Consider the following 23279-nt stretch of genomic DNA (forward strand, 5'->3'; position numbering starts at 1 on the left):
GGTCTTTTCTTGAAATCTCAGGCTGCGCTGTCGAGCGTTTCGATGGTGAGCTGGTCGTTGGTGTAGACGCAGATATCCGCCGCCACACCCATCGCCTTGCGGGCGAGGGTTTCGGCATCTTCCTCATATTCCACCAGCGCGCGGGCGGCGGCGAGGGCATAATTGCCGCCCGAGCCGATCGCGGCCACGCCGCCCAGCGGCTCCAGCACGTCGCCATTGCCGGTCAGGATCAGCGTGACGTCCTTGTCCGCGACGATCATCATCGCTTCCAGGTTGCGGAGATATTTGTCGGTGCGCCAGTCCTTGGCGAGCTCGACGGCGGCGCGCATCAATTGGCCATTATGGCGTTCCAGCTTGGCTTCGAGCCGCTCGAACAGGGTGAAGGCGTCGGCGGTGGCGCCGGCAAAGCCGCCGATGACGCTGCCGTCATGCAGGCGGCGCACCTTGCGGGCATTGGGCTTCATCACCGTCTGGCCCATCGAAACCTGGCCATCGCCGGCGACGACGACCTTTCCATTCTTGCGGACCGACATGATGGTGGTGCCATGCCAGACCGGCATGGACGAGCGGTTATGGTCATTCATGACCGCGCATATGGGAGCGGCAATCAAGCGCTGCAAGCGTCTATGTAGAAACACGAGGCCGCCGCCGAAGCGTGCGATTTGCGGGACGATTTCTGACTGTCGGTTAAGGAGCCAATGTCGATGAATTGACATTGTGCAACGCAGCAATCATTGTCGGTCGTCCCAAATGGAGGGAAGCTACTCATGACTCTCAAGGCCAGAGCACAAGAAAAGGTCGAGCGCGCGGGTATTGCCAACTATTCGTTCGACCAGGATGTTCTGGTAATGTGTGGCGTGCGCTATGCGATCGAGGCGTGCGAATGCGGCGAGCCGGATTGCGACGGTGTGCGTTTGCGCAAGAAGTCGGCCTTTCCGCGCATCCTGCAGTGATGCAGGGCGGCGGGATGCCGCCCCGTCCCCGTTATCAGTGAATGACTTCCTTGCCGGCAGTGCCGACCGATTCGATGTCACGGCCGACGCCCTGCACCGTGTTGCAGGCGGCGAGCGCGGACAGGAGCATGGAGGCAAGGACGAGAGCGACGGTCTGACGCATGGATGATGCACTTTCTGATCTATGTTGGTCGGGCCTGTATAATGCGGCCGAACGCGCTGGACAGAGATAATTTCCAAAAAGCTGCAAGGCGGCGCTTGACAGGTCAGGCATCGGATGCGAAAGGCCGCCTCCTCCTTACAGGGGGCGCGTAGCTCAGCGGTAGAGCACACCCTTCACACGGGTGGGGTCACAGGTTCAATCCCTGTCGCGCCCACCATGATTTCAACGATTTGCGTTGAAGCATGGCTGGAGATATCCAACATCAGTAGTTGACCGTTGCAGGCACAGACCAGCACCGGCGCTTCTATGTGCCCTCGGCAAGTCGATGGTTGCCGCCGAGGATGAAGCGAAGCGAGCAATTTCGCCCTCATCCCCGGCCATCACAGTCTCTCACATATCGTCGAAGCGCGGAGCGTCTTCGAAATCGGCCTGCCCGAACGGCTTGTCGGTGAAGAGATAGGCATAATAATAATTGCGCAGCCGGGCGTGGAAGGCGCGGATGCGGTCCTGATAGGCCAGTTGCGCCCGCATGTCGGTGTCGGCGAGGCGGGCGAGCAGCGCCTGTACGCCGACCGAGGGCAGCAGCCAGCCGACCGAACGGGCGGCGGCGTCGCGCGCCTCGATCCCGTGGCGATAGGCAGTCGCCTTGGGCGCGACGCTTTCATCGCCGACCTGGTGGAAGGCGAAATACCATTTCCAGTGGAATGCGTGGCCTAGCGGCGGGCTGTCCTTCCATTCGGGATGGCCGGCATAGAAGGCCCGCATCGTCTGTTCGCGCGGAATGTCCCAGGCGCGGTTGACCGCCTCGCGCTGGGCGAGCGTCAGTTCCACGCCCTGGCCGACCGGGATGGCGCGATTGATCGCGACATGGGCGATGGTCGGCAGCAGCAGGGTGAGCAGCAGCCACAGGCCGGCGAGCGTCGCGGCATTGGTGACAGAACTCCAGCGCAGCCGTCCTACCAGCAGCGTGACGCCGATCCAGAAGGCGAGATAGAGGGCGACCAGGCCCAGCACCGCCAGCAGCGGGAGAAGCTGCACATGCGACAGGATTGCGCCGATGGTGACAGGCAGGGCGAGCGCGAGGAACAGCAGGCCACCGCGCAGCAGCACGCGCCGCGCCCAGAGATGCCGTCCCGATCCTGCGAGCGCATCGAGCATGCGCAGCCGCCCGGCTTCCCGCTCGCCCGAGACGAGGTCGTGGAACAGGGCAATCACGAACAGGGGCGTCAGATAGACCAGCACGAAGGCGAAATCGAAGCGACCGGGCAGCGCCAGTTCGGGATTGAACGCCTCGCCATCGTAAAGCTGTGCTTCCAGCCCCAGTGCGCGGACACGCAGGATGTAAGGTGCGACGTCCCGCAAGCCGAGCGCCACGAAGGCGAGCGGTGCGGGCGCATCCCAGGTGGCATGGAAGCTGTAATAGGCCGCGTTGCCGGGATCCTGTGTCTTGCCGGCCCATTGCGCGACGGCGGCGATATCCTGTGCCTGTTTCGGCTGGATGCGGGCGATGACGGCGCGCTGCCGGGCGACTTCGGCCATGCCGGCAGCGACCGAGGCGATGGCGAGCAGGGCGACGAGCAGCAGCGCCAACAGCGCCATGCGCGAGCGCAGCAGCAGGCGCAGTTCATGGGTGAGGAGGATCATGGACGGGCTTTCTGAAGATGGCGGGCGACGGGCAGCAGCGCCAGCAGCGCGAGTACCAGCCAGGCGAGCAGCAGGCCCAGGCCGGGCAGGCTGGCCGTCACCAGGTCGCCGGCGGTCGGCGCGATGAAGCGGAATTGCGGGATCGCCTGCCAATGGTCGGCGGAGATGCGCTTGCGCTGATCGGCGCCGGCATCCTTGGCCTTGTCATCGGCATAGCTGACGGCATCGGCCTGCAATTGATTGAGATGCTGGACCATGGCGTAGCGATAGGCTTCGGCCTGGGCGAGGAAGCGGCGATGGCCGGCCAGATCGGTGCCCGCCGCCGCCATCGACAAGCGACGCAGCGCGATGGCCGGACTGATGATGCCGAAGCCATCGGTCAGCCGGCTCTGCGCCTGCTGGGTCGCGAAGCTGCGATCGGCATAGGTGTCGAACAGGCGCGATGTCAGCTTTTCGCCCTCTACCGCGAGCAGGCCGTTATAATTGGCCGGCAGATCCTCGACCTTGTCGACGCCATAGCGGCGCAGCACCTTCTGCTTGAAGGCGTTGAAGAAGGGATCGTCAGGATTATGTGCGTCGCCAAGGCGATGCAGATCCTGCTGGATGGCGATGTCGGTTTCCAGGCGGGTGGGCAGGCCATGGGCCTGCGCCGCGATATCGGGTGCCACGCGCGGCAGCAGGATCACCAGCACCGCCCAGAGCGCGAGCAGCGCGAGCAGCGCGTCGCGGCCGCGCCTTACCAGCGCGGAGACAAGGATCACGATGATCGACCACAGTGCCAGATAGGCGCCATAGCCAAGTGCGATCACCGCCATCGGCCCGGCCAGCGCGCCCGGCTGACCCGCGATCAGCAGGAAGGCGATGAGCGCGGGCAGACCGACCAGCGCGGCGACCACGGCCAGCGCCAGCAGCTTGCCCATGACCAGTGCGCGGGCGGACACGCCCTGCACCAGCATCTGGCGCAGCGTGCCGCGTTCGCGTTCGCGCGCGACCGCGCCATAGCCAAGGAAGATCAGCAGCAGTGGCGCAATCACCTGCAGCACGAAGGCCGGGGTCAGCTGGCCGAAGCGGACCAGCAGCGAGGATTGGCGGACATCGCCAAAATTGGCGCTGTTCTGGCGATGCCCTTCCAGGAAGATGCTGTTGCCGGTGAAGGCATCGACGCCGGGATCGAAGGCGGCGAGCGGAGGCAGCGGGCGGAAGATGAAATTGCCGAAATGGACCATGCGATGAGGGTGGCGGTCGGGCTGCGCCTCGAACGCCTCGGCGGCCTGGGCCTGGAACCGGGCGCGGGTTTCGGCAATGCCGCTCTGGTGCGACCAACTGATGAGCGCGGCGGCGAGCGTCAGCAGGACGAGCAGCGCGAAGGCGATGACGGCGACGCGGTTGCGCCGCATCAGCCGCAATTCGTCGCACGCGATCAGGGTGATGGCGCTCATGCGGCAACGGCCTCCCGCGCGAACTTGCGATGCAGGTCGCGCACGTCGAAGCGGTCCGTGCCCTGCGCCGATGCTTCGTCGACGATCCGGCCGGATTCGAGGAAGCCGATCCGGTCGGCAATGTCGGCGGCCGACAGCAGGTCATGGGTGACCATCAGCACGGCCGCGCCCTTGCGTGCGACATCATGGACCAGCCGGTTGAAGTCGGCGGTCGCGCGCGGATCAAGGCCGGAAGAGGGCTCGTCGAGCAGCAGCACCGGCACTTCGCGCAGCAAGGCGATGGCGATCGCCACCTTCTGCCGCATCCCCTTGGAAAAGCCGCCGAGCCGCTTGTCCCAGGCCGATGCCTGCAGGCCGGTCGCCTCGAACGCACCGTCAATCTCCTGCAAGGCCGGGTGGCGGCCGGCTAGTGCCAGCAGATAGGCGGCATTTTCGCGCGCTGTCAGATGCTCGTAAAGGGCGACATTCTCGGGGACATAGGCAATCTGCTCACGCGCCTTGTCGGGCTGTGCCGCCGGGTCATGGCCGGCCACCAGCACCGTGCCGCTGTCGGGCCGGGCAAAGCCCAGCAGGGTCGACATGGTGGTCGACTTGCCGGCGCCATTGCCGCCGAGCAGCGCATAGATTTCGCCGGCATCGACATGCAGGGTCAGGCCGCGCAGCACATGATGGCTGCCATAGGACAGGTTGACGTCGGACAATATTATGGGCTGGCCGGTGGCGGTCAGGGACATGGGGGCAAGGCTCCTTGGCTGTTGCGCCGGACCATTTCGGCGATGCAGCAATCTGTCAATGAAATAATATAACATTTCCATTGACGGGTGCGACGGGCCTATCCTAGGGGCGACGGCGAATGAGATTTCGTCTCATTTCATTCAGGGGAAAATATGTCGATCCAGTTCCTGCCGCGCGCCTGCGCTGCGCCCGTCCGTTCCCGTCGCTTCCATCACATCGCCCGCGCGCTGCCGCTGGCCGCTGTCCTGGCCTGGCTTCCAGCCCAGGCGCAGACTGGCGACGCGGTTCATCATGTGCCGGAGGGCGAGGGGGCCATCATGGTCGACGGCGTGCGCCAGGCCTATCGCGGGGATTTCTCCGTGAAGGAAATTCCCCAGGCGATCACGGAGATCGACGCGGAGACGCTGCAGCAGAATAATATCCTGCGCCTGACCGACGCGCTGGACATGAATGCCTCGGTCGCGCGCCAGAATACGCTGGGCGGGCTGTGGGACAGTTTCGCCATTCGCGGCTTTGCAGGAGATGAAAATCTGCCGAGCGGCTACCTGGTCAATGGCTTCAATGCAGGGCGCGGCTTTGGCGGCCAGCGCGACGTGGCCGGGATCGAGCGGGTCGAGGTGCTCAAGGGGCCGGCGGCGGCGCTGATCGGGCGCGGTGAGCCGGGCGGCACGATCAACCTCGTCACCAAGCAAGCGGAAATCGGCCGGACCTTCGGCACGGGCACGCTGCAATATGGCAGCTATGACCGGTTCCGCGCTGACGCCGACGCCAATCTGGCGCTGACCGACGGCATCACCGCACGGCTGATCGGCTATTATGAGAAGGGCGACACGTTCCGCGACTATGTGTCGCAGAAGCGCTGGGGTTTCCTGCCCTCGATCGGCGTTGCGCTGGGCGATCGGACGCGGCTTACCTATGATTTCGAATGGACCCGCGTGGAAGTGCCGTTCGATCGCGGCATCGTCGTCCTGAACAATGATTTCGACACTGTGCCGCGGTCGCGCTTCCTGGGCGAGCCGGGCGATGGCGACACGATCGCCCGTGCCACCGGCCACCAGTTGCGGCTCGACCATCAGTTCAATGACGACTGGAGCCTGCTGGTTGGGGCCAGCCATCGCGACACGCTGCTGACCGGTTTTTCGTCCGACGCGGAGCAGACCGCGTCGCGTCAGAAACTCTATGTCGACGGCCATTCCCTGTCGCGCCAGCGCCGCTCGCGTCGCTATGATGCGGAACATAGCGTGGTCCGCGCCGAGATCGCCGGCAAGTTCGAGACCGGATCGCTGCGCCATCGCGTGCTGATCGGCGGCGATTTCGACCAGTTCGAATATGATAATTATTTCACGCGCTATCGCCCGCCGGCGCTCAGCACCAACCCGAGCGACCAGGCCGGCTATGTCATCGACATCGACAATCCGGTCTATGGCCAATATCCGCTGCCCGCGACGTCGGTGCTGACCAACCGTCTGGATACCCAGCGCAGCTTTGGCTTCTATGTGCAGGACCAGATCGAACTGACCGAACGGCTCCAGATCCGCATCGGCGGCCGTCATGACAATCTGACGCTGAAGGTCGATAATCGCACCCTTCCGGAGGCCAACCGTTACAACAGCCGCAAATATGAGCGGTTCAGCCCGCAGGCCGGCATCGTCTATGACCTCAGCGATCCGATCACCCTCTATGCCGCTTATGGCCAGGGCTATCGCGCCAATGTCGGCGCGGATTTCTTCAACAATATCTTCGACCCGGAAACGAGTGAGTCGATCGAGGCTGGCGTCAAGCTGACCGCGCTCGGCGGCGCGCTGACCGGCACCCTGTCCGTCTATCAGCTGACCAAGGATAATGTGCTGGCCAGCGACAATAATAATCCCGGCTTTTCCGTCGCGATCGGCAAGGCGCGGAGCCGCGGCATAGAACTGGACGTGAACGGCCATCTGCCCGGCGATATCGATATCCTGCTGAGCTACGCCTATACCGATGCCGAAGCGCGGGAGGCGGTGAACGATCCCAATTTCGCCACCCAGATCCTGCCGGGCGACAGGCTGATCAACATTCCCGATCACAATCTCAACATCCAGGTTGCCAAGCATTTCGAACTGGCCGGGCGCGGGGCGCAACTGGGCGCGGGCATGCAATATGTCGGCGAACGGCTGGGCGAGACGGGCACGGACTTCACCCTGCCGTCGCACACCCTGTTCCGCCTGTTCGGCAGCGTCGATGTGATCGAGGGTGTCGAGCTGTTCGGGACGATCAGCAACCTGTTCGACGAGACATGGTATGCCAGCAGCTACAGCTCGGTCTGGGTGCAGCCGGGCACGCCGCGCACCGCCACCGTCGGCGTGCGCGCCCGCTTCTGAGCCGGAAGGATAGAGAGATGAGCAAGACGATGACGCGCCTTCTGGGCGCCGCCGCTTTGTGTGTCGCGGGCACCGCCATCGCGCAGCCGCCGACTGAGGCGCCGCTGCCGGGGCTGCCCGCTTCGGTGCTACCGCCAACGCTGCCCTGGTCCGGCGCCAGCGAGAAGCTGGTCGTCGGCAAGGATGATCCCTGGATCACGCCGGCCGAACAGGCAGGCTTCGCCACTACGCCGCGCTATGACGAGGTTACGGCGTGGTTGAAGCGACTGGATGCAGCATCTCCCCTCATCAGCCTCGAAACCTTCGGCCGCACCGGCGAAGGGCGCGACATGCTGCTGGTCCGCGCCAGTAAGGGCGGCACGGGCAAGCCGGTCGTGCTGGTGCAGGCAGGCATCCATGCGGGCGAGATCGATGGCAAGGATGCCGGCTTGATGCTGCTGCGCGACATCGCGCTGCGCGGCAAGGACGGGCTGCTCGACAAGGTCGATCTGCTGTTCGTGCCGGTCTATAATATCGACGGGCATGAAAAGAGGAGTCGCTGGAACTTCCCGGCACTGCGCGGTCCGGCGGAGAAGGGCTATGTCGGCAACAGCCGCAACATCAACCTGAACCGCGACTATGCAAAAGCGGACGCGCCCGAAAGCCGAGCGATGATCGGCCTGCTGCGCCGGCTGGACCCGATCCTCTATGTCGATTGCCATGTCAGCGACGGCTTCGACATGCAATATGACATCACATTCACCTATGCCGGCTGGGGCCGCTATGCCTATCACCACGCCACCGCCGACTGGCTGCAGGGCCGTTTCGGACCGAGCGTGACGGCGGCGCTGGAAAAGGCCGGGCATGTCCCCACCATCTATCCCAGCCCGATTGATACCCGCGAACCGACCAAGGGCATTCGCCAGGCACCCGAAGGGCCGCGCTATTCGACCGGCTATGGCGACTTCATCGGTGTCCCGACCGTGCTGGTCGAAAACCATATGATGAAGCCCTATCGCCAGCGGGTGCTGGGCACCTATGTGCTGCTGGAGGCAGCGCTGAAGCTGGCCGGACAGGATGTTGGAGCGATTGCGCAGGCGAAGGCCAGCGACCGGGCATCGCGCCCCGCCGAAATGCTGACCCGGTGGAAGCCGGCCGTGCAGCCGATCGGCTGGGTCGAGCGGTTCAAGGGCGTTGCCTTCGACACCTATGTCTCGCCCGCGAGCGGGCGCAGGGAACAGAAATGGCTGGGCCGTCCGGTCGATTGGCGGATGCCGATCATCGGCCAGGAACCGGTCGAGACGGTGCGTCTGCCCAAGGCGTGGTGGATACCGGCCGGGCAGGCCGAGGTGATCGACCGGCTGACATTGCATGGCATCCGTTTTGAGGTGCTGGACGCGCCGCGCACGCTGACGCTCGATCGGGCGCGGCTGGTGGAACCGCAAACGATGCCGGTGCGCGACGCGCGCATCCCGCTCGACACGAAGTTGCGGCACGAGAATGTCACCGAAACCTTGCCCGCCGGCACGGTGCGCGTGCCTGCCGATCAGCCGCTGGGCCTTTTGGCGGCAGCGCTGCTGGAGCCGGAAAGCCAGGACAGTTTCCTTGCCTGGGGCTTCTTCCCGGAGATATTGGCGGCGCCTTCTGGGGCGGAGGATTTCGTCCGGGCACCAATCGCGGAAGCGCTGCTGGCCGCCGATCCGCAGCTTCGCGCAGAGTTCGAGGCGAAACTGGCCGCTGATGCTACATTTGCGGCCGATGGCGACGCGCGGCTCGACTGGCTTTCGGCCCGGCTGCCCGATCGCAGCCCCTATCATCATCTCTATCCGGTGCTCAGGGAGAACTGAGCCCGATGAACCGGGGCGGTCGACCCGCCCCGGTTCTTCCACATCAGAAGCTGACCCGCGCGGTCACGCGGATGTCGCGGCCGGTGAGCGGGGCATAGTCCTTGAGGAAGGACGAGGCCCGGCGGGCGACCACATCGAAGATGTTGTTGGCCGACAGGGCGAAGCTGAGCGGACGTTCCTTGCCCCACGGGCGAACATTCAGCTCGGCATTGACCATGGTATAGCCGGGCGTCGTGGTCTCGAACTCGGCGACCCGGTCCTGCTTGCTGACGCGCTCGACTTCCCCGCGCAGGTCGAACTTGGTCGCCTGATAGGCCAGGCCACCGAGCAGACGGAGCGGGGGAATGCGCGGCGCCGGCCCGACGCTCTTCACATTGGCATGGACATAGTCGGCTAGGCCATCAGCGACGATCTTGCCATCGCCCAGCTTGGCCAGGGTCAGCGATCCCTGCACCTCGAAGCCATAATAGCGGGCGTCCGCCTGGTTGAACGCATAGACGGGCAGGCCATCTTCTTCCTCGCCGGTCAGATCCTCATAGATGAAGTTCGAGAACCAGGTGTGATAGGCCGACGCCTCGAAGCTGTAATTGTCGCCGCTGCCGCGCAGGATCGCCTCGACGCTGTTGGCCTTTTCCAGATTGAAGTCGGGATTGCCGACCTCATAGGCCTGGGTGCCGGCATGGGGGCCGTTGGCGAACAATTCTTCAGCCGCCGGCGCGCGTTCGGTGTGCGACAGGTTGAGGCCGATGCGCCAGCTGTCGGTCAGGCCATAGGAGGCGCCGACCGAGCCGGAGAAGGCGTCGAAGCTGCGCTTGCCGGCGAAGAACTGCTCCTGATCCTCCAGCGGATTGGCGGTCAGGCTGGTATGTTCGTAGCGGCCGCCCAGCTCGAACTTGAGCGCGCCATAATCGAGCTGCTGCAAGGTGAAGACGCCGACCTGCGTGGTCGAGTTTTTCGGCAGGAAAGCTTCCTCACCGATCACGTTGAAGTCGCGGTTGAACAGTTGCACGCCGGTCGCGCCGCGCCAGGCGCCATGCTTCGCCTGGGTCAGTTCCAGCCTGGCTTCCATGCCCTTGCTGAAGAAGGCGGTGCCCACCGAGCCGTCTTCTTCCAGTTCGGCATGGGTATAGTCGGCATAGCCCAGGCGCAGCGAAACCTTGTCCAGTACATTGCCGTCGCCATTCACTTCGGCGCGCAGGTTGACGCTGTCCTGCTTCATGCTGAGGCGCGGGGCTTCCTGCTCGTCGCCCGGCTGGGTCGCGAAGCGGATTGGCACGCCATAGAGGCTGTCATAATGGTCGTAGGAAATACCGATATTGCCGGTGTCGCCGATATAGGCGATGCCACCGCCGGCGGTCCAGGTCTTGGCCGCCGAATTGGGCAGCTTGCCCTTGACCGCGGCATTGCCGGCAAAGTCGATCGCTTCCTCGCTGTCGTCGGCGGGGAGCAGGCTCGATGCCAGCGCCTGATCGCGCAGGGCAGGGGTGAGGGCATGGCCGCCGATGCGGACATCGTCGCTCTTGAGATAGCTGCCATCGGCATGGGCGACCCAGCCGCCCGATAGCGGCACGTCGACCGAGGCCGCGCCCGAACGCTCGTCCGCGGCCGAGCCATAGGTGCCGATCGCATCGACATGGACCGGCTCATCCGGGATGGCCGTGGGGATACGCTTGTCGATGACGTTGACGACGCCGCCGATCGCCGACGATCCGTAGAGCAGCGACTGCGGCCCACGCAGCACCTCGATCCGTTCGGCAAGCAGCGGATTGACGACGACCGCATGATCGACCGAGGTGTTGGACACGTCGACGGTCGACAGGCTGTTGGTCAGCATCTTGACGCGTTCGCCCTGCAGGCCGCGCAGCACCGGGCGCGAGGCGCTGGGGCCGAAGGAGGTGGCGGATACGCCCGGCTGATGTTCCAGCGTCTCGCCGATCGACGGGCGGATCGCCTGGGTCAGATCCTTGCCTTCGACCACGGCGACACTGGACAGCATGTCCTGGCGACGGGTCGGCAATATGCCGGTGACGATGATGTCGGAACGGGCTGCTTGGTGATAGCCGTCGGCGGCGTCATCCGATGCGGTTTGCGCATGGGCGGCTGTCGAAACGCCGAGAACGGCAAGCGCGCAGCCGGCGAGAAACTGGAATTGCATGGACTTGGATCCCCCGAGGTGGATGGAGCGACATTATTCTGACCTCCACGCCCTGCTCGGTCGCGCTGGAGGCTGCCTCGCCTCTCTAAAAACATGTCCATGATGTTACAACATATCAAACATTACATTTCTGTCATGTGGCTGGCGCCCTATCCATCCAGCCCGCGCAGCTTCCGCAAGTCGATCCCCAGCCGCCGGACCCGATAATAGAAGGTCTTGCGCGGCAGGCCGAGGCGCTCGATCGCCTGGCCCATGTCGCCGCCGGTCGCCTGGATCGCTTCGATGATCGCCATGCGCTCGAACGCGTCCATGCGCGCGTCGAGCGGTAGCGTCGCGCCATCGGAGACCGGTTCCTGTTCCAGTCCCAGCGCGAGCCGTTCGGCCAGCCGCCCCAGTTCATGGACATTGCCGGGCCAGTCATGGTCCAGCAGATGGGCCAGCACCGCGCGGCTGACCGGCGGCACCGCGCGGCGGAAGCGACGGGCGGCGCCATCAAGCAGATGGGCGAAGATCAGCGGAATATCCTCGCGCCGTTCGCGCAGCGGCGGAATGTGCAGCCGCACCGCCGCCAGCCGATAGAGCAGCGCCGGCTGGATCGCCGCCGTCTGCCCCTGCTGCGTCATGCAGCCGATCACGCGCAGGTCCACTGGTTGGGGTTCGCGCGCGCCGACCGGGCGGACCAGCCGGTCCTCCAGAAACTGGATCAGATGCGCCTGCAGCGCCGGCCCGGACTGGTCGACATCGTCCAGGAACAAGGTGCCCTGATGCGCGCGGGCCAGCCGCCCTTCGAGCGGCGCGCGCCCGGCCAGGCTCTCGCCATGCAGGCTGGTCTCGGCGATCGCATCGGGCACGGCGGCGCAGGCGATGCTGACGAACTGGGCGCTGGCGCGGCGGCTGCGCTGATGGATCATGCGCGCGACCAGTTCCTTGCCGGTGCCGGTCTCGCCCTCGACCAATATGTCTATATTGGTGTCGGCCAGCGTCGCCACCATGTCGCGCAGCCGCTCGATCGCCGGGGAATGGCCGATCAGCGGGGAGGGGACGGCGCTATCGACCATCGCGCGCAGGCGGCGGTTCTCGATCACTAGCAGCCTCTTCTCGCTCGCCCGCGCGACTGATGCCAGCAGCGCGTCGGGATTGAACGGCTTGGTCAGGAAGTCCCAGGCGCCGGCCTTGAGCGCATCCACCGCCATCGGCACATCGCCATGGCCGGTGACCAGGATCACCGGCAGTTCCGCGTCGCGGGCATGGAGCGCCCGGAACAGGTCGATGCCCGACATGTGCGGCATCCGCACGTCGCTGACCACCACGCCGGGAAAGTCCGCATCGATCGCCGCCAGCGCATCGGCGGCACGGGCGAAGGCGCGCACCTCATGGCCCGCCAGCGTCAGCGTCTGCGCCATGGCGGCGCGCAAATCATCATCATCGTCGACCAGGGCGATCGGACGCGGGGGCATGTCGGTCATGCGCGTTGCAGCCTCAGCTGAAAATGGGCACCGGCTTCACTGGGCAGCAGGCGCAGCGATCCTCCCATGTCGGCCATGATGTCGCTGGCGATGACGAGCCCGAGCCCCAGGCCCGACGGGCGGCTGGTCACGAAGGGGGTGAAAAGCTGGCCCTGCACCGACGGATCGATGCCCGGCCCATTGTCGATCACCGACAGCAATACCGTCTCCGCATCGAGCGCGACGGACAGGCGGATCGTCGGCGCGACCACGCCGTCCAGCGCTTCCAGCGCATTTTGCAGCAGGTTGACCAGAACCTGTTCCAGCCGGATCGTGTCGGCCATGACGCGTAGATCGTCCGGTAGGTCGGGCAGGTGCAGGTCGACCCGAGCCAGCCGCGATTTGAGGATCAGCACGCTGCCCTCGATCGGCCCGGCCAGCGGAATGGCATCGATCGCGCCGGTCGCCTTGCGCGAGAAACCGCGCAGTTCGGCCGTGACCTTGCCGATCCGGTCGGTCAGCCGTTCGATCGCCGCCATATTCTCGGCCGCCGCCTCGGCATCGCCGCGCTCGATCAAAAGCCGGCCATTGGCAGCATAGCTGCGGATCGCGGCGACCGGCTGGGCGGTTTCATGGGCGATGCCGGCGGTGATCTGGCCCAGCGATGCCAGGCGATTGGCCTGGCGCAGCCCTTCGCGCAGCGTGTCGGCGCGTGTCTCGCTGGCGGCACGCTCCTCCATCTCGCGGCGCAACTCATGGGTGCGGGCGGTGACCATCGCCTCCAGTTCGCTGGTGCGGGCGGCGGCCATGGCGGCGCGTTCGGCGCGGCGATGGCCGCGCTCGCGCAATATCCAGATGCCGCCGGCGAGCAGCAGCAGCAGCAGCAGGGTCGCCAGCCTTACCGTGCGCACGAAGCTTTCCACGCCATGCAGCGGGGTCAGCATGTTGAGCTGCCAGCCCGGTTCGCCGGCCGCGACCGATTGCCACAGCAGGCGGCGGCGCGGTTCGTCGGCGGGGCTGACGATCTGCCGGCCATCGGCATCGCTCATTCCCCTGAGCGGCACCGGCAGCAGCGAGCCGCGGCCGGACTGCAATTCGGCGCGAAAGCGCTGCTTGGCTTGCGCGGACAGCGAATGGATGGTGGTGAAGCGCCAGTCGGGGCGGCTGGTGATGAGGATGATGCCCTCGCGACTGGTGATGAAGGTGATTTCGCCGAGCCGCGCCCATTGCTGCTCGATCCCATCAAATTCCAGCTTCACCACGACATAGCCGCCGCCGCGCGATCGCCGCGACAGATACATGCCGGGCCGCTCACTGATCGTGCCGAGGGCAAATTGCGCGCCCGATCCATGGGCGGCGGCCAGCTTGAAATAGTTACGGAAGGAATAGTCCTGGCCGACGAAGCTGCGTTCGCTGCCCCAATTGCTCGATGCGACGGTGCGCCCGGATGCGTCGAGCACATAGATTTGCGCCGCGCCAGTAGTACGGGCGAGCGCCTCCAGCTTGCGGTCAAGCGCCCGCAGGGCGGTCTGCGATCCAGTGAGGCCCGCGACCAGATCGCTGTCGTCGGAGAGGGCAATGGGCAACAGTCGGAACCGCTCGATCTCGCTCTTGAGATAGGCCTGCCGCAGTATCGCGGCGCCACGCGTCTCCGCACTCAAGCGGGCGATGGCATTGCGCTCGGCGACCTCGCCCGACAGCCAGAGCAGGCCGCCGGCCACGCCCAGGAATAGGGCGATCCACAGGATCCGAGTCGGGAAGCGGGCGCCGTCCATGCCCCTGCATATCGCGCCGGCGCGTCATGTGCAAATTTCTGCACATTATGCGAAATTGATGGGCAGATATCTGCACTGACAACATCCTCTTGCCCCCGCCGTTACATCATCAAAATATTGAATTATAATAATTTAATTTCATTCCTCCTGCAATTTGTCGTGCATGGCTGACGGCTCGATACTGGCCCCTTCAATTCCCGACCCGCCCATTCAAGAAGGCGGGAAGGCTTTTGGCGAGGGCCAGAAAGATAACTGTCATGCAGATTTTCGATTTCCCCGACACGCCGGTCGCCCGGCGTCCCTGGTATCTTCATCTCTATGCGCAGGTGCTGCTGGCGATCATCGCCGGCGTGGCGCTCGGCCATTTTGCGCCGCATCTGGGCGAGGCGATGAAGCCGGTTGGCGACGCCTTCATCAAGGCGGTGAAGATGGTCATCGCCCCGGTCATTTTCCTGACGATCGTCACCGGCATTGCCGGCATGCGCGACATTGCCAGCGTCGGCCGGGTCGCGGGCAAGGCCTTCGCCTATTTCCTGTTCTTCTCCACCCTGGCGCTGGTCGTCGGTATGATCGTCGCCAATGTGGTGCGGCCGGGCGCTGGCCTCGACATCGATCCCGCCACGCTCGACGCCAGCAAGGTCAGCGAATATGCGGAGAAGGCGCATGACAGCACGCTGACCGGCTTCCTGACCGGAATCATCCCCGACAGTTTCCTGTCCGCCTTCGTCAGCGGCAATATCCTGCAGGTGCTGTTCGTCGCGATCCTGTTCGGGGTCGCACTGGCACTGATCGGCGATCGCGGCGCGCGCGTGCTCGACCTGCTCGAAGATGTCTCGACCGCGGTGTTCAAGCTGGTCGCGATCGTCATGAAGGCAGCGCCCGTCGGTGCGTTCGGTGCAATGGCCTTCACCATCGGCAAATATGGCGTCGGCACGCTCGCCAATCTCGCCTTCCTCGTCGGCACCTTCTACCTCACTTCGGCACTGTTCGTGGTCGTGATCCTGGGTCTGGTTGCCCGTGCCGCCGGTTTCTCGATCTTCGGCCTGATCCGTTACCTGAAGACCGAATTGCTGCTGGTGCTCGGCACATCATCATCGGAAAGCGCGCTGCCGGCCCTGATCGATAAGATGGAGCGGGCGGGCTGCCCCAAGTCGATCGTCGGGCTGGTCGTGCCGACCGGCTACAGCTTCAACCTCGACGGCACCAATATCTACATGACGCTGGCCGCTTTGTTCATCGCGCAGGCCACCGGTGTGGACCTGTCGATCGGCGACCAGATCCTGTTGTTGGGCGTCGCTATGCTCTCGTCCAAGGGCGCGGCGGGCGTGACCGGTGCCGGCTTCATCACGCTGGCGGCGACCCTCTCCATCGTCCCCTCCGTGCCTGTCGCCGGCATGGCCCTGATCCTGGGCGTCGACCGCTTCATGAGCGAATGCCGCAGCCTCACCAACTTCATCGGCAATGCGGTGGCGACGATCGTGGTCTCGCGCTGGGAAGGGAAGCTGGACCAGGCGCAGTTGCAGGCCGCGATGCGGGGCGAGGGCGGGGCGCCATCCCCGGCCGAGCCGGCGCTCGCCAGCGCCGTACCGGCAGAATGAGGCGCAGCCACCATGGTTCGTTTCTCCTGCGCCGCCACGCGCCGCCCCATCGCCGTCTCCGCTCTCACCCTGGCAACCCTGTTCGCCCGTCCCGCATGGGCCGACGACATGCCCGCTGAGCCCGCCAGCCTCTATCCTGCCGATGCCGTCGGCGAAGGATCGGTATCGGGCGGCTATGCCCTGTCGCGCTGGGCGGAGGACTGGCGCGGCAAGGCCGATCCGGCGCAGCGCGACGACCTGTTCGATCGCCTAAAATATCTGCCGCTCGACGATGACGGCGACATCTATCTGACGCTCAGCGGCGAGGCGCGGGTGCGGGTCAATTACACGACCAACCTCAACCTGCGGAACGCCGGCAGCCAGCGGCAGGACATCAACCGGCTGGTCGGTGGCGCCGACCTGCATGTCGGGCCGCATCTGCGCTTCTATGGCGAAATCGCCCATGGCGGCATGTCCGGTGACAATATCGGCACGCCGTCGGGATCGCTGCGCAATGATCTGGTGCTGCTCCAGTCCTTCGCCGAACTGAAGGGCCGGGTTGCGGGCATGGACCTGGGCCTGCGCTATGGGCGGCAGGAATTTACCGACGGTCCCAATCTGCTGACGTCGCAGCGCGACAACAACACGATCCGCTATGCGCTGAACGGCGTGCGGGCCTGGGCAAGGACGGGATCGCTGCGCATCGATGCCTTCGATTTCAAGCCGACCGCGCTGGGCAATGGCGGCACTGGCGACGACAAGGTCGAGCATGGGCGGCGTTTTTCCGGCTTCACCGCCGGCATCCGTATCCCGGAAAAGGCGCTGGGCGGATCGGAACTCTATCTCGATCCCTTCTTCTGGCGGTTGCGCACCAGCGAGGCGCTGTGGGGCGGCGTGACCGGCCGGGTCGAACGCTTCTATGCCGGCGCGCGCCTGTGGGGGGAGGTTGGCCCGGTCAATCTCGACTGGACCATCAACCACCAGTTCGGCGATTTCGACGGTCGCGACATCAGCGCCTGGCAGCTTTTCTTCAACCAGAGCTACAAGCTGCCCGGCGACCTGCCGATGGGGCCGCGCATCGGCTTCCACGCCGATTATGCGAGCGGCGGCGGCACGTTCGAGGGCGGCACGCTGAAGGCTGCCTATGCCCCCTTCGGCAATAATATCTATTACAGCTACCAGCTGTGCATGACGCCGACCAACCTCAAGACGCTGGCGCCCAGCCTGACCCTGTCGCCGCTCAAGGGCGTGAAGGCGACGATGGAATATCAGTTCGCCTGGCGCGCCGATGAAAATGATGCGGTCTATCGCGCCAACAAGTCGATCTTCGCCGGCACCCAATCGGTTCCCGGTCACAAGATCGGCGAATCCATCCGTGCGCAGATCACATGGTCGATCACGCCGCGCCTGTCCTTTGTCGGGCGCTACGAGCATCTGGATGCAGGACCGGTGCTCAGTCGTGCCGGCTATGGCAACAGCGATTATCTGGCCGGTTGGCTGAGCTTCCGTTTCTGAAGGATGATGGGGTGGTGCGCATGACCTGACGGACAAGATTGGCGAACGCGCATCCGGCCGCCCGGCCCCTTTCCACGCAGATTTGGAACCCACGATCATGACATCCTCCTCCAGTCCGGCGGCACAGCGCCGCCGGCCCCTGTTCAAGAAGATCCTCCTTACCCTTGCCATCCTCCTCTTGGTGCTGGCGATCGCCGCCACCGCCTTCCTGTTCCGTCCGATGGCCTCGCCGGCCGGGAAGGCGGCCGCCAATGACCAGCCGATCGATGTGCTGGTGATCGGCGGCGGCATCATGGGCGTGACGCTGGCCACCTATCTCCAGGAAATGGAGCCGGACTGGCGGATCGACATCTATGAGCGGATGGACAAGGTCGCGCAGGAAAGCTCCAATGGCTGGAACAATGCCGGCACCGGCCATTCGGGCTTTGCCGAGCTGAACTATACGCCGGAGAAGGACGACGGATCGATCGCGACCGAAAAGGCCGTGGACATCGCCGAGCAGTTCGAGATTTCGCGCCAGTTCTGGTCGCATGAGGTCAAGCAGGGCCGCCTGCCCAAGCCGACCGACTTCATCAACGCGACGCCGCATATGAGCTTCGTCTGGGGTGACGACAATATCGCCTATCTGCACAAGCGCCGCGACGCGCTGGTCAAGAACCCGCTCTTCTACGGCATGCAATATTCGCAGGATCCGGCACAGATCCGCCGCTGGGCGCCGCTGGTGATGGAGGGGCGCGACCCGAAGCAGAAGGTGGCGGCGACGTTCATGCCGCTCGGCACCGATGTCAATTTCGGTGTCATCACCACCCAGTTGACCAATGCGCTGACCCGCAATCCCAATTTCAACCTGCAGCTTGGCCATGAGGTGCGCGGCCTGCATCAGAATGCGGACAAGACGTGGAACGTCACCGTCCATGACCTCAAGAAGAACAGCGATGCCGTGGTGAAGGCGAAGTTCGTCTTCATCGGCGCGGGCGGTGCCTCGCTCAAGCTGCTGCAGATGTCGGGCATTCCGGAATCGAAAAACTATGCCGGCTTCCCGGTCGGCGGCCAGTTCCTGGCGTTCGAGGGGCCGGCCGCGACCAGCCGTCACAATGTGAAGGTCTATGGCAAGGCGGAGGCCGGATCGCCGCCCATGTCGGTGCCGCATCTTGACGCGCGCAAGCTCGACGGCAAGTCGGTCACCCTGTTCGGTCCCTTCGCACTCCAGAGCACGAAATTCCTGAAAAATGGCTCGCCGCTCGATCTGTTCGCCTCCATCTACAAGAATAATGTCAGCGGCATGATGAAGGTCGGCGCGGAAAATCTCGATCTGGTGCGCTATCTGGCGCAGCAGGCGACGCTGACCGATGCCCAGCGCCAGGCCGAACTGGTCAAATATTATCCCAATGCCAAGCGCGGCGACTGGAAGCTGATCACCGCCGGCCAGCGCGTGCAGGTGATCAAATATGATCCCAAGAAGGGCACGGTGCTGCAGTTCGGGACCGAAATCGTCACCGACAAGGATGCCAGCATCGCCGCGCTGCTCGGCGCTTCGCCTGGCGCCTCGACCTCGCCGGCGATCATGCTCGAAGTCATGCGTCGTGCCTTCCCGCAGCAGATGGCGACCAGCTGGAAGCCCAAGGTGGCGGCGATGGTGCCCTCCTATGGGCAGAAACTCAACGTCAGCCCGGATCTCACCAACCGCATCCGCCGCATGACCAGCCAGACGCTGGGCCTGCCTTATGTCGAGGTGCCGGCGAGCCTCAATGGTGCGATGCCCGATGCCGGCGCCAAATTGCCGGCGAAGCGCAACCTCAATTCGGAACAGCAGGCGCTGTAACGACCGGACAGGGGATGGGTTGGCGCGCGATCGCCAGCCTGCTCCCTGTCCCCCAGCCTATCGCCGGGTGATGCCGGCGCCGCCGTCCACCGGGAATACGCCACCGGTGATCCAGGCGGCTTCATCGGACGCGAGGAACAGCACCAGGTTCGCCACATCCTCGACGGTGCCGAGCCGGCCGAGCGGGTGGCGCAGGATATTGGCCGCCAGCGCGGCGGCCGGATCGGGCTGTCGGTCGAAGGAGGCGCGCAGCATCGCCGTGTCGATCGAGGCCGGGGCGACGCAATTGGCGCGCAGACCGTCGGTCGCGACGTCCAGCGCAAAGCCCTTCATGAAGGTTTCGAGGCCGCCCTTCGATGCGGCATAGGCCGCCAGACTGGGCGCGCCCATGCGGGCATTGATCGAGGAAATGAAGACGAAATTGCCCCGGCCTGCGCCCTGCATGGCGGGAGCGAAGGCCTGGACCAGGCGGACCGCGCCGCCGACATTGACGTCATAGACTGCATTGAAGGCTTGCGGCGAGGAGGCGAAGATATCCGCCTGTTCGGTCGCGGCGCCGGCATGGACGATGATGTCTGGAGGCCCGAGCCTTGCCAGCAGATCGGCCGCGCCCTGCGCGATGCCAGCGTCGTCCGCCAGGTCGCAGATCCATGCCTCGTCCCCCGCATCGGGGGCGATCCGGTCCATCGCGACGACATGGGCGCCCTCCACCTTGAAGCGGGCGCAAATGGCCGCGCCGATGCCGCCGGCGGCGCCGGTGACGAGAGCGATCTTGCCGGACAGGCGGGGCATATCTTCTCCATTCGTATTTATAAAAGCAACATATCATATAGAGATGCGCTCACAATGGCATAATTCTGATAATATCAGATTGACGTGTTGCTAAATGAGCGATAACTGAAATGGAAACAGGAGAGGAAGGGGTTCCATGAAGGTCAGTGGCGTATATCCGGTTCTGCCCACGCCGTTCGACGCGTCGGGCGCGATCGACGATAGCGGCATGGATGCGATTGTCGATTTCGTCGTCGATTGCGGTGTCGACGGTGCAGTCTTTCCGGGCCTCGCCAGCGAATATGACATGCTCTCGCTCGACGAGCGGATCGGCCTGATCGGACGGATCGCCACGCGCATCGATGGCCGCATCGGCTTCATCATCGGCGGGTCCAGTCCGGACGTTGAAGAAAGCCTGGCGCTGATCCGCGCGGGCAAGGCGGCGGGTGCCGCCGGCGCAATGGTGATGACGCCGGGCGCGCTGGCCGGCGACAATGACGCGCTGGCCGCCCATTATCGCACGCTCGGCGAGGTCGGCCTGCCGCTGATGCTGCAGAATGCCCCCCGGCCGATGGGTGCGGGCCTGAGCGCCGAGGATGTCATCGCCGTGGTCGGCGCCGTCCCCGCCATCCACTGGGTCAAGGAAGAAAATATGCCGTGCGGCCAGCGGATCAGTGCGATCCGCGCCGCCGCGCCCGATCATCTGCTGGGCGTGTTCGGCGGAGCCGGTGGCCGCTACATCACCGACGAACTGGCGCGCGGCGCGATCGGCACCATGCCGGCGGCCGAACTGCCCGAGGCGCATGTCGCGCTGATGGCCGCCCATCTGGCCGGCGATGGCGACGCGGTGCGCACCCATTATGAACGGATGCTGCCGCTGCTGATGATGCAGGCGGTGTTCCGCTGGCGCCTGACCAAGGAAGTGTTGCGCCGGCGCGGCCTGATCGCCGATGCCTTCACCCGCGCGCCCGGCCCGGAACTGGACGAGGGCGACCAGCGCGAGCTTGACCGCATCCTCGCGCGGATCGACGATTGGACCGGAATCGGCGTGGTGCAGGGCTGAAGGATATGGGCGCGATGGACGATGTGATCGAGCGGCTGGACGTCTTCACCGTCACTATTCCCCGCGACGTGCCCTATCTGGGCGCGCTGGGGCCGGGCGAGGAAGTGAACGCGGCCGGCTATATCGTCCGGCGCCGCAACGGCACCATCTATCCGACGGTCGACCGATCGGTGGTGGTGCGCACCACCACCCGATCAGGGCTGGTCGGCTGGGGCGAAACCTATGGACTTGTCGCGCCGGGGGCGATCCACGAACTGGTCGACGATGTCATCGCGCCGATCCTGGTCGGCCGATCGGCCCATGATGTCGAGGTGATCTGGGAAGATCTTTACGACCTGATGCGGGTGCGCGGCTATCAGGGCGGTTTCTGGCTGGATGCGATGGCGGCGGTCGACATCGCGCTGTGGGATATCCATGCCCGCGCCGTCGGCCTGCCGCTCTGCCGCGTGCTGGGCGGGCAGCGCCGCGAGACCATTCCGGCCTATGTCTCCGGCCTGCCCGAACCGACATTGGAGGCGCGCTGCGCGCTGGCGAAGCGCTTCGTCGACCAGGGGTTCGACGCGATCAAGTTCGCCGGCGTGGTCAGCTTCGACGGGATCGAGGCGGAGGCGCGGGCCTTGCGCGCGGCGATCGGCCCGGACGTCAAGCTGATGGTGGATCTTCACTGGATGTATTCGGCGGCCGAGGCAGTGGCGCTCATCCGTCGGCTGGAACCGCATGACCTTTATTTCGCCGAGGCGCCGGTCAAGCCCGAGGATGTGGCGGGGCTGGCCGATGTCGCCGCCCGCGTCGCGACGCCGATCGCGGCGGGCGAGGAATGGCGCAGCGTGTTCGATGCCCGGCCAAGACTGGAAGCGCGCGCAGTGTCGATCGTGCAGCCCGAAATGGGCCATACCGGCATCACCCAGTTCATGCGCATCGCCCGGCTGGCGGAGGCGCATCATGTCCGGGTGATGCCGCATGCGACCATCGGCGTCGGCATCTTCGCGGCGGCCAGCCTGCATGCCGCCGCAGCGGTGCGCGACCTGCCCTATCATGAATATCAGCATTCGATCCTGCCGCGTTCGGCGCAACTGCTTGACGGGCGTCTGTCCTGCACGGCCGGCGCCTTTGCCCTGCCCGAAGGACCGGGGCTGGGAGTGGTGCCGAACGCGGCCTTCTGGAACCATGTAACGCGGGGGCGGCAATGAAAGATCTGGGCTGGCTAAACGCCATGGTCGGACGCTAGAAACGGCCATGCGCACGAAAATCAACGCCCAGCCCAACCAGAGCCTGATCGACGGGATCACCACGCTTCAGGCGCTCGCTTCCTCGCCCGAGCCGATCGGCTGTCGCGAACTGGCGCGGCAACTGGATTCCGATCCGACCAAGATCAACCGCCTGCTCAAGACGCTGGCCTATCTGGGCATCGCGCGACAGACCGCGAACCGCAAATATACCGCCGGGCCGGGCATGCATGTGCTGGCGGCGCAGAGCCTGTTTGCGTCGGGCCTGATCCGTCGCGCCCTGCCGGAGCTGGAGCAACTCCGCCGATACGGTCATACGGTGGCGATGGGCGTGCTGTGGAATGACAGCGTCTCCTATCTCTTCCACGCCCCGCCGGGGATCGAGGCGTCGCGCGGCCTAGGCCGTATCGGCCTGTTGCCCGCGACGACCAGCGGCATCGGGATCGCGCTGCTCGCGGAACTGGAGGATGCGGATGTGCGCGAACTGTATGAAGGGCGCGACATTCCGATGTTCCCGGACGGCATCGACAGCCTGCTCGCCAAGCTGAGCGAGGTTCGTGCGCTGGGCTATGCGCGCGTCCATGTGGCGGATGAGCGCGACCATCATATCGTCTCCGTGTCGATGGGCGATCCGGTCCATGCCGGCATCGCCATGTCCGGCTGGATTCCCGAGGGGGCGACGGCGCCGCTGGTCGAGGCCCTGCGCGAGGCCGCGCAGCGCATCGGAGAATGAATGTTGCTTCATGTGATACAAATATGGCGTGCCATCGATTTTATTCCGCAATATTGGGCAATTAAATCGATATAGAAGCA

General features: G+C 65.0%; 18 protein-coding genes and 1 tRNA gene. 10 read left to right on the top strand and 9 right to left on the bottom strand.

Going from position 1 to position 23279, the window contains the following annotated elements:
• Nucleotides 1-17 precede the first annotated feature (17 nt).
• A complete protein-coding gene (gene hslV / locus ACI6S0_RS07720; protein WP_004207214.1) occupies nt 18-584 on the bottom strand; it encodes an ATP-dependent protease subunit HslV in 567 nt (188 codons plus the stop codon).
• Between the two features lie 183 nt (nt 585-767).
• Between hslV and ACI6S0_RS07725 the strand changes: the two genes are divergently transcribed.
• Nucleotides 768-953 (top strand): hypothetical protein, encoded by a 186-nt coding sequence (locus ACI6S0_RS07725; protein ID WP_004207213.1) that lies wholly within the window; start codon nt 768-770, stop codon nt 951-953.
• Between the two features lie 34 nt (nt 954-987).
• Here the strand turns inward: ACI6S0_RS07725 and ACI6S0_RS07730 are convergent, their stop codons facing one another.
• Complete coding sequence (locus tag ACI6S0_RS07730) at nt 988-1116, bottom strand: entericidin A/B family lipoprotein (protein WP_004207212.1); 129 nt, start codon at nt 1114-1116, stop codon at nt 988-990.
• A 142-nt stretch (nt 1117-1258) separates the two neighbouring features.
• On the opposite strand from ACI6S0_RS07730, the gene ACI6S0_RS07735 reads away from it, so the two are divergent.
• A tRNA-Val gene (locus ACI6S0_RS07735) sits at nt 1259-1333 on the top strand.
• Nucleotides 1334-1506: 173 nt separating this feature from the next.
• Here the strand turns inward: ACI6S0_RS07735 and ACI6S0_RS07740 are convergent.
• From ACI6S0_RS07740 to ACI6S0_RS07750, 3 genes are read right to left on the bottom strand one after another with little or no spacing between them, the layout of a single operon-like run.
• Nucleotides 1507-2760 carry a DUF3526 domain-containing protein gene (locus tag ACI6S0_RS07740; protein WP_434405402.1) on the bottom strand — a complete coding sequence of 418 codons (1254 nt, stop codon included), beginning with the start codon at nt 2758-2760 and terminating at the stop codon, nt 1507-1509.
• On the bottom strand, nt 2757-4199 hold the full coding sequence (locus ACI6S0_RS07745; protein WP_434405403.1) for an ABC transporter permease: 1443 nt from the start codon (nt 4197-4199) through the stop codon (nt 2757-2759). The genes ACI6S0_RS07740 and ACI6S0_RS07745 overlap by 4 nt, the downstream gene beginning before the upstream one ends.
• Nucleotides 4196-4933, bottom strand: coding sequence for an ABC transporter ATP-binding protein (locus ACI6S0_RS07750; RefSeq protein WP_434405404.1), 738 nt, complete (start codon nt 4931-4933; stop codon nt 4196-4198). Before ACI6S0_RS07750 ends, ACI6S0_RS07745 begins: the two co-directional genes overlap by 4 nt.
• 153 nt (nt 4934-5086) lie before the next feature.
• On the opposite strand from ACI6S0_RS07750, the gene ACI6S0_RS07755 reads away from it, so the two are divergent.
• A complete protein-coding gene (locus tag ACI6S0_RS07755) occupies nt 5087-7291 on the top strand; it encodes a TonB-dependent siderophore receptor (RefSeq protein ID WP_434405405.1) in 2205 nt (734 codons plus the stop codon).
• Between the two features lie 17 nt (nt 7292-7308).
• Nucleotides 7309-9117 carry a M14 family metallopeptidase gene (locus ACI6S0_RS07760; RefSeq protein WP_434405406.1) on the top strand — a complete coding sequence of 603 codons (1809 nt, stop codon included), beginning with the start codon at nt 7309-7311 and terminating at the stop codon, nt 9115-9117.
• Between the two features lie 43 nt (nt 9118-9160).
• On the opposite strand, the gene ACI6S0_RS07765 is transcribed toward ACI6S0_RS07760, so the two are convergent.
• The 3 genes from ACI6S0_RS07765 to ACI6S0_RS07775 form a co-directional block, all read right to left on the bottom strand.
• Complete coding sequence (locus ACI6S0_RS07765) at nt 9161-11272, bottom strand: TonB-dependent receptor (protein ID WP_434405407.1); 2112 nt, start codon at nt 11270-11272, stop codon at nt 9161-9163.
• Between the two features lie 149 nt (nt 11273-11421).
• A complete protein-coding gene (locus tag ACI6S0_RS07770) occupies nt 11422-12738 on the bottom strand; it encodes a sigma-54-dependent transcriptional regulator (protein WP_434405408.1) in 1317 nt (438 codons plus the stop codon).
• Nucleotides 12735-14492: a sensor histidine kinase gene (locus ACI6S0_RS07775; protein ID WP_434405409.1), complete on the bottom strand. Its 1758-nt coding sequence runs from the start codon at nt 14490-14492 to the stop codon at nt 12735-12737. Before ACI6S0_RS07775 ends, ACI6S0_RS07770 begins: the two co-directional genes overlap by 4 nt.
• Before the next feature lie 257 nt (nt 14493-14749).
• Here ACI6S0_RS07775 and ACI6S0_RS07780 point away from each other — a divergent pair, with 257 nt between their 5' ends.
• The 3 genes from ACI6S0_RS07780 (at nt 14750) to mqo (ending at nt 19406) form a co-directional block, all read left to right on the top strand.
• Nucleotides 14750-16090: a dicarboxylate/amino acid:cation symporter gene (locus ACI6S0_RS07780; protein ID WP_434405410.1), complete on the top strand. Its 1341-nt coding sequence runs from the start codon at nt 14750-14752 to the stop codon at nt 16088-16090.
• 12 nt (nt 16091-16102) lie between these two features.
• A complete protein-coding gene (locus tag ACI6S0_RS07785) occupies nt 16103-17584 on the top strand; it encodes an alginate export family protein (protein WP_434405411.1) in 1482 nt (493 codons plus the stop codon).
• A 97-nt stretch (nt 17585-17681) separates the two neighbouring features.
• Complete coding sequence (gene mqo, locus ACI6S0_RS07790) at nt 17682-19406, top strand: malate dehydrogenase (quinone) (protein WP_434405412.1); 1725 nt, start codon at nt 17682-17684, stop codon at nt 19404-19406.
• Nucleotides 19407-19463: 57 nt separating this feature from the next.
• On the opposite strand, the gene ACI6S0_RS07795 is transcribed toward mqo, so the two are convergent.
• Entirely contained in the window at nt 19464-20198 is a 735-nt protein-coding gene (locus ACI6S0_RS07795) for an SDR family NAD(P)-dependent oxidoreductase (RefSeq protein WP_434405413.1), read from the bottom strand.
• Between the two features lie 136 nt (nt 20199-20334).
• Between ACI6S0_RS07795 and ACI6S0_RS07800 the strand changes: the two genes are divergently transcribed.
• The 3 genes from ACI6S0_RS07800 to ACI6S0_RS07810 are packed head-to-tail and all read left to right on the top strand — an operon-like array spanning nt 20335 to nt 23199.
• Nucleotides 20335-21240: a dihydrodipicolinate synthase family protein gene (locus tag ACI6S0_RS07800; protein ID WP_333702307.1), complete on the top strand. Its 906-nt coding sequence runs from the start codon at nt 20335-20337 to the stop codon at nt 21238-21240.
• Between the two features lie 14 nt (nt 21241-21254).
• Nucleotides 21255-22430: a mandelate racemase/muconate lactonizing enzyme family protein gene (locus ACI6S0_RS07805; protein ID WP_434405414.1), complete on the top strand. Its 1176-nt coding sequence runs from the start codon at nt 21255-21257 to the stop codon at nt 22428-22430.
• Nucleotides 22431-22476: 46 nt separating this feature from the next.
• Entirely contained in the window at nt 22477-23199 is a 723-nt protein-coding gene (locus ACI6S0_RS07810; protein ID WP_004207194.1) for an IclR family transcriptional regulator, read from the top strand.
• Nucleotides 23200-23279 lie beyond the last annotated feature (80 nt).

The sequence above is a fragment of the Sphingobium sp. DN12 genome (assembly GCF_051058005.1).
In the GTDB taxonomy this organism is placed as follows: domain Bacteria; phylum Pseudomonadota; class Alphaproteobacteria; order Sphingomonadales; family Sphingomonadaceae; genus Sphingobium; species Sphingobium yanoikuyae.